Genomic DNA, 12,006 nt, shown 5'->3' with positions numbered 1-12,006 from the left:
CGGGGCGCGCCCCTTCACGCGCCCGGTGCCGCCTGGGCCCGCCACTCCTGTGCGTACTCGTCGAAGATCGCCCGCAGATGGTGCCCGATCTTCAGGTAGTCCAGGTCGTCCAGGTTGGCCAGCGACACCCGCACCGACCACTCCGGGCCGTCGAACCCGCCCCCGTTCAGCAGGACCACCGAGGTCTGCTCGGCCAGCCGGAACAGCGGGTCCACCGGCTCGTAGTTCGCCTCCAGGAAATCCGCGAAGGGCTTGCCCTGGACGCGTTCCGCCTCCGCCAGCAGGTCCAGTTCGATGTAGTACGCCGCCCGCTTCGGGTCCTCCGAGACCTTCATGTGCACTCCCTCCAGCAGGAGTTCGAGCCGCTGTTGCACGATGGCCCGGATGCGGTGCTTGTACGCCTGGCCCTCGTCCAGCATGTCGAAGAGCGAGAACAGCGCCATCATCACCTGCTGCGGGAGCGAGAGCCCGGCCGTGTGGTTGAGCGCCACCTGCCGCGAGTCCGCCACCATCCGGTCGATGAACCGCATCTTCTCCGGCTCCAACGACAGCGTTCCGTAACGCCTGTTGAGCCGCTCCTTCTGCTCCGCGCCCTGCTCCTTCAGCATCGCGTCGATCACGTTGTCGTCGTGCAGCCCGATCACCCCGAGCCGCCAGCCGGTCGCCCCGTAGTGCTTGGAGTAGGAGTACACCAGCAGGGTGTTGCGCGGCAGGTCCGCGGCGAGCGAGCGGAAGCCCTCGACGAACGTCCCGTACACATCGTCGGTCACGATGATCAGGTTCGGGTTCTGCTCGCCGACGATGGAGAGAATCTGGTCGGTGACCCGTGAGGAGAGCGCCAGCGAGGGCGGGTTGCTCGGGTTGACGCAGCAGACCATCTTCACCGACGGGTCCGCCAGCTTGGCGATCTCCTCCTCCGGGTAGCGCCACTGCCGCACCCCGGTCTCGGTGAAGAGGTTCGCCTCCACATGGACCACGTCGAAGCCGTACGTGTCCAGCTCGGGGATCTCCAGGTACGGGGTGAACACCGGGACCATCAGGGCGATCCGGTCGCCCTTCGCCAGGATTCCGTTCTTCATCAGCGAGTCGAAGATGTAGCACATCGCCGCCGTGCCGCCCTCGGTGGCGAACAGGCTCAGCGTCTGCCCCTCCGGCGGCCGGTGGTCGAACATCTCGTCCGCGACGTAGCCGCGCACGATCTCCTCGGTGTGGCGCAGGATCCGGTCCGGCACCGGGTAGTTGTCGCCGATCGAGGAGTCCGCCAGCTCGTGCACGAACGCGTCCCGGTCGAAGCCGAACCGCTTGACCGCCAGGTCCACGCTCGCCTTCAGCAGCTCGATGCCGGGCAGCTCCGGATGCGTACGGACGAAGTGCTCGAACCGCTCCGCGCACCCGGCCTCCTCCGGCATCCCGCCCAGGTTGTCCGCCGTCCAGACCCGGCGGGACTCGGAGATCGCGAAGTAGCCGAGCGCGTGGTACGCCTCACGAGGGCCGGTCGCGGTCCAGTTGGGGTTGCCCCGGCCCGCGTTGAGCATCGCCCGGGTCGTCTTCCCCTTCTGGCCGGGCTTGTCGCTCTGCGCCTGAGTGGCGATCTGGATGAACTTGTCCTTCAGCTCGAAGGGCGAGAGCTGGGCGAAGGACCGGATCTCTTCCCGGCTGAGCTTGGTCTTGGGCATGGTGGTGTCCGCTCCCGTGCAGGGTCAGTGGTTGAGGATGACGATCACGGCGCCCCACACCGTCAGCAGGACGTTGCCGACGGCGTACGGAATCGTGTAACCGAGGGTGGGGATCTGCGACTTCGAGGTCTCGTTGACGGCGCCGATCGCCGCCGTGGTGGTCTGGCCGCCCGCCAGGACGCCCATCAGCACCGGGAACCGGATCTTCTGGATGTAGTGCCCGACCAGGAACCCCACGATCAGCGGGACCACGGTGGCGACCGCCCCGAGGACCAGCAGCCCCCAGCCGGCCGTGGAGAGACCGCTGGTGAAGCCCGGACCGGCGTTGATGCCGACGACGGCGACGAAGAGGCAGAGGCCGAGGGTGTCCATGAACCACTGGGCGCCCGGCGGCACGTTCCCGTACGTCGGGTACCTGCCCCGGATCCACCCGAAGACCAGGCCCATGATCAGCCCGCCGCCCGAGGTGGAGAGGGAGATCGGCACCCCGCCCGCCGTCAGCGCCGGGATGCCGATGCAGCCGCCGAGGAAGATGCCGAGCCCCACCCAGACCATGTCGGTGGCGAAACTCGTCGGCACCGGCTTGCCGAGCGCCTTCCCCGCCGGGCCGACCAGCCGCTCCGGGCCGGTGAGGATCAGTGTGTCGCCGCGCTCCAGCGGGGTGGAGAGCCGGTAGGGGAACTCGGCGCCCGCCCGGTACAGCTTGTCGATGTAGACGCCGACCATGAACGGCTCCCGGCGCACCTCCCCGACCGTCCGCCCGAGGTGCTCCTTCCGCGAGGCGACGACATGCAGCGTCTCGGTGCGGTAGCCGAGCAGTCCGACGTCGTCGGCCTCGGCGCCGATGTGCGTACGGGGGTCGAAGTCGACCAGGTCGCCCCGGATCGCGCTGACCGCGACGGTGTCGCCGAGCCGGAGCGTACGGGACTGGTCGTGCTCCAGGACCGTGCCCTCGCGGCGGACGCCGGTGAGGTAGACGCGGCGGCCCAGCGCCTGCTGTTGCTCCTCGAAGCCGGCCACCGAGCGGCCCACCAGGTCGGGGCGGTCGACGCGGTAGGCGCGCAGCACCACCTCGTAGTAGCCCGCCCCCTCGTCCGGGCTCTCGTCCGGCGCGTCCAGCTCGGCGGCGAGGTCGGCGCTCTCCTTCGCCAGGTCCCTGCGGTAGAGCCGGGGCAGCACGTTGGCCAGGAGCATCGCGCACAGGATGGTGCCGAGCGGGTACGTCACCGCGTACCCGACGGCCACCAGGTTCTCCTGGGTCTTCACCTCGTCGGCCGACAGCCCCGGCAGCGTACCGATGGCGTCCTGGGCGACGCCGATCGCGGCCGACTGGGTGAGGGCCCCGCTCATCAGCCCGGCGCCGAGCCCGGGACCGTAACCGAGCAGGCTGGCGAAGAGCCACGAGACCAGCAGCCCGGTCACACAGACCACCACCGCGTTGACCACCTGCGGCAGGCCGTCCTTCTTCAGCCCCCGGAAGAACTGCGGGCCGACCCGGTAGCCCAGGGCGAACAGGAACATGATGAAGAACAGGTTCTTCACCGTGTCGTCGATGTCGACCTTGAACTGCGCGCCCAGCACCAGCCCCGCCACCAGGCACCCCGTCACCGCGCCCAGCGCGATGGCCCGGTAGCGGACCTTGCCCAGCAGGAAGCCGAGCGCGACGACGAGGAAGACGAGCAGTTCGGGGTGGGGCTGGAAGATGTTCCGGTTGAGGAAGTCGATCACGTCCCGCCCCTCTCAGGAACCCAGGACGCCGACGAGGATCGGCCCGGTCAGCGGCAGCAGGAAGTTGGAGAGCGTGTACGTGATGGTGTAGCCGAGCAGCGGTACGGAGCTCTGGGCCACCTGGGTGATGGAGGTGATCGCCGGGGTCGAGCACTGCTGTCCGGCGATGGCTCCGATCAGCAGCGGCTTCTCGATCTTCAGCAGCTTCCGCCCGACGATCAGCGAGATCGTCGCGGGCACCAGGACCATGGCGATCCCGGCGAACGGCAGCAGCGCCCCGTACTCCTTCAGCAGCGGCCAGGCCTGCGGCCCCGCCGCCAGTCCCGTACAGGCGATGAAGACGGCCAGCCCCATGTCCTTCAGCGTGGTCGCGGCCTGCGGCGGGAAGGCGCCGAAGGTCTGCTTGCGGGAGCGGAACCAGCCGAAGACCAGCCCGGAGATGAGGCAGCCGCCGCCCGTGCCGAGCGACATCGGGACGTCCCCGAGCTTGACCACGATCTGGCCGAGCAGGGACCCCGCGACGATGCCGAAACCGATGTAGACGAAGTCGGTGGAGTCGTTCTTGACCACCGCCCCGATCTTGGCGACCAGCCTGTTCAGCCCGCCGCGGGCGCCGACCAGGGTGAGGACGTCGCCGCGCTGGAGGACGGTCTCCGCGCTGGCGGGGAGGTGCTGGTCGTTGCGGAGGACGTCGGTGATGTAGACGCCGTCCTCGCGGAACTCCGGGTGGCTCTTCTCCAGGCGGTCGATGGAGGAGCCGGCGGTCGCCTTCTCGGTGACGGCGACCTGGCGGGTGGCCAGCGGGGTGTCGAGTCCCGGGATGGCCGGGGTCTCCGGGCCGATCTCCCGGCCCGCCTCGATGATCGCCGAGCGCCGGCCGACCACCTGGACCAGGTCGCTGAGGGTCAGCTCCAGGCCGGGGGAGGGCGTCAGCAGCTTGCTGCCGCGCTTGATCCCCTCGACCGTGATGTGACCGCCCAGCGAGCTCTCCAGATCGCCGACCGTCCGTCCGTCGGCGAGCGTCACCAGGTAGGTGCGGCCGACCATACCGGGCAGCGCCTCACGCTCGTCGGACTCCAGCCCGGACTGACCGCCGCGCATCTTCTCCCACAGCTCACGGGAGGCGTCGGCCAGGTTGATGCGGAGCAGCATCGGCATGATCTGGCTGGTGAAGAGGACGATGGTGATCAGGCCGAACAGGTAGCAGACCGTGTACGCGGTCGCCACATGCCCCTGGTACTGGGTGATCTGCTCCGAGGTCAGGTCGCTGAGCTTGCCGATCGCCTCGGTCGCCGTTCCCACGACGGCGGACTCCGTGGCCGCCCCCGCCAGGATCCCGGCCGCCGTGCCGACGTCCAGGTCGAAGGCCTTGGCGAGCCCGTAGGCGATCCCGAGGACACAGACCAGTTCGATCAGGCAGAGCGTGAAGAAGCGGAGGCTGGAGCGGTTGAGGTTGGCGAAGAACTGCGGCCCGGCCATGTAGCCGAGCGAGAAGATGAACAGGGCGAAGAAGACGGTCTTCACGTCGTCGTCGACGCTGACGTGCCGGGTGCCGATCAGCAGCGACACGATCAGCGTGCCGCAGATGCCGCCGAGGGTGATCGGGCCGACGCGGAGCTTGCCGACCAGATAGCCGGCGGCGAGACAGAAGAAGAGGGCCAGTTCGGGATGGTCGCGCAGTACGCCCATCCCGCCTCACTCAACCGGTCTGATGTCGGGGACCAGCATGATCAAAGGTGACATAAGGGAGAAATTAACAGGGGCGACCTATCCCGGCACCTCGTCCGCTTCCGGCCGATCCCGTTCACCTCTCGACGGGTGGCCGCCCCTGACGGCCTCGCGTGACGTCCTGGACATCCGTCGGCAACGGATTCGTCTTCAACTCTTGACACCCACCCCCTTGAGGCAGGAACCTTCCGGCATCGGCGCATGGGAGCGCTCCCACAACAGCGGGAGGGGATCTCCCGCGCTTCCTTTCCGTAGGACTCCCCGTAACAAGGAGCAGTGGAATGCGCATCACCCGCAGCGTTGCCGGCCGACGCCGTAGAACCGCGATCGTGGCCACCACCGGCCTCACGGTCACCGCCCTCCTGCTCACCGGCTGCGGCGGCTCGTCCGACTCCGGCAGCAAGGGCGCCGACGCCGACGGCAACATCACGCTGACCGTGGCCGACTTCGGCCAGTTCGGGTACAAGGAGGCCGGGCTCTTCGAGAAGTACCACGAGCTGAACCCGAAGATCACGGTCAAGGAGGACACCACCGCCGAGGAGAAGAACTACTACCCGAAGCTGCTCCAGCAGCTGAACTCGGGCAGTGGCCTCGCCGACGTCCAGGGCATCGAGGTCGGCCGGATCAAGGAGATCGTCGACACCAAGGCGGACTCCTTCGCCGACCTCTCCAAGGTGATCGACGTCAACGAGTGGGTCTCCTGGAAGGCCAAGCAGGCCACCGCCCCCAGCGGCGCGGTGATCGGCGCGGGCACCGACATCGGCCCCATGTCCCTCTGTTACAACCGCGAGCTGTTCGAGAAGGCCGGACTGCCCACCGACCGCACCGAGGTCGCCAAGCGGACCGCCGGCGGCTGGGACGACTTCCTCGCGCTCGGCGAGGAGTACAAGAAGAAGGCGCCCGCGGGCACGTACTTCATGGACTCCGCCAGCGCCATGTTCAACGCGGTCGTCAGCTCCAGCCCCGAGCAGTACTACGACGCGAGCGGCAAGCCCGTCTACAAGGAGAGCGCCGGCGTCAAGAAGGGCTGGGAGCTGGCCGCCGAGGCCGCGTCCAAGAAACTGACGCAGGGCCTCGCCCAGTTCGAGGACCAGTGGCAGGCGGCCCTGCGCAAGAGCACCGTCGCCACGGTCGTCTGCCCCGCCTGGATGGCCGGCCAGATCTCCACGTACGCCGGTGACGCCAACAAGGGCAAGTGGGACATCACCAGCGCCCCCGGCGGCATCTCGGCCAACTGGGGCGGCTCCTTCCTCGCCGTGCCGAAGTCCGGCAAGAACGTCGACGAGGCCACCAAGCTCGTCAAGTGGCTGACCGCCCCCGAGCAGCAGGCCGCCGTCTTCAAGGCGATCGGTGTCTTCCCGTCCAACCAGGGCGCCTACGAGCTGCCCGACGTGAAGAGCGCCACCCTGCCGTACTTCAACAACGCGCCCATCGGCCAGATCTACGCGGACGGCGCGAAGTCCATCCCCGAGGCGGTGCTCGGCCCGAAGGACGGCGTGATCAAGGACTCGATCTCCACGCAGATCAACAACATGGAGCAGCGCGGTACGAAGCCGGACGCGGCCTGGGACGTCGCGGTCCGCACGATCGACAAGGCGATCGGCTGACCTGAACCGGCCGTACGCCGGGGCGGGCGGGCGATCCCTGCCACGCCCGCCCGCCCCGCCCCTCCATACATTCCGCCCGCCCGTCCTCCTTCGGCGGAGCGCCCCCAGGGAAGGACTCCCGCCCGTGGCAACCTCGACCCCCACCCGGGACGCATACGTACCGCCGCCCCGCGAACCGCAGAAGGAACCACCGTCCGAGCGGCGGCAGTTGTGGCGTAGCCGGCTGTGGCGGTTCGACGACAAGGCCTCCCCGTACGCGTACATAGCGCCGTTCTTCCTGATCTTCGGGGCCTTCGGCCTCTACCCGCTCCTCTACACCGGCTGGATCGCCCTGCACCGGGTCTCGATGACCGGCCTGGACTCCATGGAGTGGGTGGGCTGGGAGAACTTCGACAAGATCCTGCACGACCCGGAGTTCTGGACCTCGGTCAGCAACACCTTCCTGATCGGCGTCATCTCGACCGTCCCGCAGCTCCTGGTGGCCCTCGGGCTCGCGCATCTGCTCAACTACCGCCTGCGCGCCAGCACGTTCTGGCGGACGATCATCCTCACGCCGTACGCGACCTCGGTCGCCTCGGCCGCCCTCGTCTTCGCCCTGGTCTTCCGGGCGGACGGCGGACTGCTCAACTGGACGCTCGGCCTCGTCGGCTTCGATCCGGTCAACTGGGCCAACGGACACTGGACCTCGAAGCTCGCGATCTCGATCATCGTGATCTGGCGCTGGACCGGCTACAACGCGCTGATCTACCTGGCGGCGATGCAGGCGGTCCCCAACGACCTTTACGAAGCTGCCTCGTTGGACGGCGCATCGCGCTGGCAGCAGTTCCTCAAGGTGACCATCCCCTCGCTGCGGCCGACGATCCTGTTCACGATCGTCATCTCGACCATCGGTTCCATGCAGCTGTTCGGTGAGCCGCTGCTGCTGGAGGGCGGTGCGATGGGCGCCACCGGCGGCAACGAGAACCAGTACGAGACGCTCAGCATCTACCTCTACAACTACGGCTGGAACCTCGGACACCTCGGTCCGGCCGCCGCCGTCGCCTGGGCGATGCTCGCGCTCCTGCTCCTCATCGCAGGCGTCAACTGGCTCATCGGCCGCTACGTCCGCACCTCCGATTCCGCGGTCTGACCGGGAGCGATTCCATGACCATGACCAGCCCCACCCCCACCGCCCCGGTGAAGCTCGCGCCGTCCCCCAGGGGCAGCGCCCCGCACCGACCCCGCCGCTTCAAGATGGGCGCCGGCCAGCAGATGAAGGGCGGCCCGTTCGCGTACATCGCGCTCGCCGTCGTCGGCTTCGGCTCGCTGCTGCCGCTGTACTGGACCCTGGTGGCGGCCTCCCGCACCCAGGACGAAGTGCTCGCCTCCACCCCGCCGTTCCTGCCGGGCGGCCGACTGGTGGAGAACCTCCAGACGGCCTGGGAGCAGGCCAACCTCGGCAAGGCGATCGTCAACAGCGTCATCGTCTCGTCGTCCATCACGGCCGCGACGCTCTTCTTCTGCACGCTCGCCGGATACGCGTTCGCCAAGATGCGCTTCCGAGGGCGCGGTTGGCTGATGACCGCCGTCATCGCCACGCTCACGATCCCGCCGCAGCTCAGCGTGGTCCCGCTCTTCATGATGATGTCCGGCCTCGGCTGGGGCGGGCAGCTCGAATCGGTGATCTTCCCGACGCTGGTGAGCGCGTTCGGCGTGTTCTTCATGCGCCAGTACCTGATCGAGGCGCTGCCGTACGAGCTGATCGAGGCGGCCAAGATCGACGGGGCGAACAACTTCCGCATCGTGGTGAGCGTGGTGCTGCCGGTGGCCCGCCCCGCGATGATGGTGCTCGGGATGCTCACCTTCGTCCAGGCGTGGAACGACTTCTTCTGGCCCTACCTCGCCCTCAACCAGCAGAACCCGACCCTTCAGGTGGCCCTCGGCCAGCTCAGCGCCGCGTACACCCCCGACCAGTCCATCGTCATGGCGGGCGCGCTGATCAGCACGCTGCCGCTGCTGGCGGTGTTCGTGCTCTTCGGCAAGAAGATCGTGGGCGGGATCATGTCGGGCGCGGTCAAGGGCTGACGCCACCGGTGGTGCGGTCGGCCGGACCGCACCACCCCTCTCCTTCCCCTACCCCCATGGGAGCGCTCCCGCATGACAGTCGTACGATCCGACACCGCCCCGCAGCAGGCCCCCGAGGCCCCGGCGCCCTTCCCGACGGGCTTCGTCTGGGGCGCCGCCACCGCCGCGTACCAGGTCGAAGGGGCGGCCGCCGAGAACGGCCGCACCCCCTCCATCTGGGACACCTTCAGCCACACCCCCGGCAAGGTCCAGAACGGCGACACCGGGGACGTGGCCGCCGACCACTTCCACCGCTACCGCGACGACGTGGCGCTGATGAAGCGGCTCGGCCTCAAGGCGTACCGCTTCTCCGTCTCCTGGTCCCGCGTCCAGCCCACCGGCCGCGGCCCCGCCGTCGAACGCGGCCTGGACTTCTACCGCTCGCTCGTCGACGAGCTGCTGGCGGCCGGCATCACGCCCGTCGCCACGCTCTACCACTGGGACCTGCCCCAGGAGCTGGAGGACGCGGGCGGCTGGCCCGAGCGCGCGACGGCCGAACGGTTCGCCGACTACGCGGCCATCATGGCCCGTGCGCTCGGCGACCGGGTCGGCATGTGGACGACGCTCAACGAGCCCTGGTGCACGGCGTTCCTCGGTTACGGCTCCGGGGTCCACGCCCCCGGCCGCACCGAGCCGGCCGCCGCGCTGCGGGCCGCCCACCACCTCAACCTGGCCCACGGCCGGGCGATCGAGGCGCTGCGCGCCAACCTCCCCGCTGCCGCGCGGACCTCGGTCACCCTCAACCTCCACCAGGTGCGCCCGCTCACCGGCAGCGAGGCCGACGCGGACGCGGCCCGCCGGATCGACGCGGTGGGCAACCGGGTCTTCACGGGCCCGATGCTGAAGGGCGCGTACCCGGAGGACCTGCTGGCCGACACCGAACGCATCGTGAACTGGCCGGCGTTGATCCACGACGGCGACCTCGCCGCCATCTCCGCCCCCATCGACGTGCTCGGCGTCAACTACTACACGCCCACGATCGTCTCCACGCCCGCCTCCGGCGCCGGGGACACCCGCAACGACGGCCACGGCAGCAGCGACCACTCCCCGTGGCCGGGCTCGGAGCACGTCGCGTTCCATCTCGCCGAGGGCAAGCCGCGTACGGCCATGAACTGGTCGGTCGACCCGAACGGCCTCCACGCCCTCCTCATGGACGTCACCCGCGAGAACCCGGGCCTGCCGCTGATGGTCACCGAGAACGGCGCGGCCTTCGAGGACACCGTGGACGCGGACGGCCAGGTCCACGACCCGGAGCGGATCGCCTATCTGCACGGCCATCTTGCCGCCGTGCAGCGGGCGGTGGCCGACGGCGCCGACGTGCGCGGCTACTTCCTCTGGTCGCTGATGGACAACTTCGAGTGGGGGTACGGCTACGCGAAGCGGTTCGGCGCGGTGCACATCGACTACGCCACCCAGCGCCGCACCCCCAAGGCGAGCGCGCACTGGTACAGCGGGGTGATCGCACGGCACGGGCTGCCGCCGGAGGCGTGACTCCGTGAGGGCGCTGGGCCCCGGCCATACCTGGTCGGGGCCACGCCTTCCCCCGCCCCTGCCTCCCCGCCCCTGTTTCCCCGCCCTCGCTTCCCTGCTCTTGGGAGCGCTCCCAATACACTGTCCGTACGCTCGTCGGAGTGATCGATCCAGGACTTGGATTGACTGTACGGCTGTGAGAAATTGACCGGGAACGGGGAGGCAGCCATGGCGGCAGCGCGAGTACGGAACGGCGGGCGGCCCACGCTCGAAGAGGTCGCGGCCCGGGCCGGCGTCGGCCGGGGCACCGCATCCCGGGTCATCAACGGCTCGCCCCGGGTCAGTGAAGCGACCCGCGAGGCGGTCGAGGCGGCCGTCGCCGAACTGGGCTACGTCCCCAACCGTGCCGCCCGCGCCCTCGCCGGCAACCGCACCGACGCCATCGCGCTGGTGGTGCCGGAGCCGGAGACCCGCTTCTTCGCCGAACCGTACTTCTCCGCCATAGTCCGAGGCGTGGGCGCGGCTCTCGCCGACACCGAGATGCAGCTGCTCCTCACCCTGGCGGGCAACGACCGCGAGCGCCGCCGACTCGCCCAGTACCTGACCGCGCACCGGGTCGACGGGGTCCTCCTGGTCGCGGTGCACGCCGACGACCCGCTGCCCGAGCTGCTGGAACAGCTGGGTATGCCGTGCGTGATCAGCGGCGCGAGGCACGCGAACGAGCCGCTGGCCTCGGTCGACTCGGACAACTTCGAGGGCGCGCGGGCGGCCGTCGACCACCTGATCTCCCGGGGCCGCCGCTCGGTCGCCACGATCACCGGCCGCCTGGAGGTCTACGGGGCCCAGCGCCGCCTCGACGGATACCGCGCCGCCCTCGCCGCCGCGGGGCTGCCCCCGGACGAACGCCTCATCGCCCCCGCCGACTTCACCGAGGAGGGCGGCGCGCGGGCCATGCGCGAACTCCTGGCCCGCCGCCCCCACCTGGACGCGGTCTTCGCGGCCTCCGACGTGATGGCGGCCGGCGCCCGCCAGGTCCTCCGCGAGGCGGACCGCCGCATCCCCGACGACGTGGCCCTGATCGGCTTCGACGACTCGGTGGTCGCCCGCCACATGCACCCGGCCCTCACCAGCGTCCGCCAGCCGATCGAGGAGATGGGCCGCCGGATGGCCCAGCTCCTGCTGGAGGAGATCGCGGGGCGGACGGGGGAGCGGCCTACGGTGGTGCTGCCCACGGAGCTGGTGGTGCGGGATTCTTCGTGAGGCCGGGCCGGGCGGCCTGCGAACCGCATTCCGGGGCAGGAAACTCATCATGTACGGGGAACAGGACATTTTTCAGCTCATCGAACCAGCCGAGGGAGCGCTCGTGCTCGCCGTCGTCGGCGAGGTCGACGTGGACGACACGGAAGCGGCCCACGAGGTGGCGGGCCGCTTCTGCGCCGGCGACCAGCGCCTGTCGGTGGTCGATCTGAGCCGGACCACCTTCCTCAGCTCCGACTTCCTCAACGTCCTGCTCCGGCTCTACCACCACCACAGGGAGCACGGGCGGCGGCTGGTCCTCGTCCCGCCCCGCGGCGCGGCGCTGACCCCGCTCCAGGTGACCGGGCTTGACGCGGTCTTCACCACGGCTCCCGATCTGGATTCCGCCCTGGGCTCCTGACCCCGGACCGTCCGGCGTGTTCCGGGCGGCGACGCCC

Annotated in this window: 9 protein-coding genes; 6 read left to right on the top strand and 3 right to left on the bottom strand. The window is 69.6% G+C overall.

The genetic code is table 11. The features are described 5' to 3' along the window. Positions 1–14: 14 nt before the first annotated feature. Genes D6270_RS11230 through aspT (D6270_RS11220) form a run of 3 tightly spaced genes read right to left on the bottom strand, consistent with a single transcriptional unit; the run spans position 15 to position 5,093 of the window. The gene (locus D6270_RS11230) at positions 15–1,676 is read right to left on the bottom strand and encodes a bifunctional aspartate transaminase/aspartate 4-decarboxylase (protein WP_109165536.1); all 1,662 of its coding nucleotides are present in this window, start codon (positions 1,674–1,676) and stop codon (positions 15–17) included. 24 nt (positions 1,677–1,700) lie between these two features. Next, a complete protein-coding gene (gene aspT / locus D6270_RS11225) occupies positions 1,701–3,404 on the bottom strand; it encodes an aspartate-alanine antiporter (protein ID WP_109165537.1) in 1,704 nt (567 codons plus the stop codon). Positions 3,405–3,416: 12 nt separating this feature from the next. Next, positions 3,417–5,093 carry an aspartate-alanine antiporter gene (aspT, locus tag D6270_RS11220; protein ID WP_109165538.1) on the bottom strand — a complete coding sequence of 559 codons (1,677 nt, stop codon included), beginning with the start codon at positions 5,091–5,093 and terminating at the stop codon, positions 3,417–3,419. Positions 5,094–5,413: 320 nt separating this feature from the next. Here aspT (D6270_RS11220) and D6270_RS11215 point away from each other — a divergent pair, with 320 nt between their 5' ends. The 6 genes from D6270_RS11215 (at position 5,414) to D6270_RS11190 (ending at position 11,969) form a co-directional block, all read left to right on the top strand. After that, on the top strand, positions 5,414–6,739 hold the full coding sequence (locus D6270_RS11215) for an ABC transporter substrate-binding protein (protein WP_109165539.1): 1,326 nt from the start codon (positions 5,414–5,416) through the stop codon (positions 6,737–6,739). A 124-nt stretch (positions 6,740–6,863) separates the two neighbouring features. Next, positions 6,864–7,868: a carbohydrate ABC transporter permease gene (locus D6270_RS11210; protein WP_109165540.1), complete on the top strand. Its 1,005-nt coding sequence runs from the start codon at positions 6,864–6,866 to the stop codon at positions 7,866–7,868. A 14-nt stretch (positions 7,869–7,882) separates the two neighbouring features. Further along, positions 7,883–8,803: a carbohydrate ABC transporter permease gene (locus D6270_RS11205; protein WP_109165541.1), complete on the top strand. Its 921-nt coding sequence runs from the start codon at positions 7,883–7,885 to the stop codon at positions 8,801–8,803. 72 nt (positions 8,804–8,875) lie between these two features. Continuing rightward, positions 8,876–10,333, top strand: a complete 1,458-nt coding sequence (locus D6270_RS11200) for a GH1 family beta-glucosidase (protein WP_109165542.1) — start codon at positions 8,876–8,878, stop codon at positions 10,331–10,333. 207 nt (positions 10,334–10,540) lie between these two features. Further along, positions 10,541–11,572: a LacI family DNA-binding transcriptional regulator gene (locus D6270_RS11195; protein ID WP_109165543.1), complete on the top strand. Its 1,032-nt coding sequence runs from the start codon at positions 10,541–10,543 to the stop codon at positions 11,570–11,572. Between the two features lie 49 nt (positions 11,573–11,621). Then, on the top strand, positions 11,622–11,969 hold the full coding sequence (locus D6270_RS11190; RefSeq protein WP_109165544.1) for an STAS domain-containing protein: 348 nt from the start codon (positions 11,622–11,624) through the stop codon (positions 11,967–11,969). The last annotated feature ends 37 nt before the right edge of the window (positions 11,970–12,006 follow it).

Source organism: Streptomyces griseus subsp. griseus, from assembly GCF_003610995.1.
GTDB lineage: Bacteria > Actinomycetota > Actinomycetes > Streptomycetales > Streptomycetaceae > Streptomyces.
Note: the sequence above shows the minus strand (reverse complement) of the source record. Positions and strands in the feature narration are given on the sequence as shown.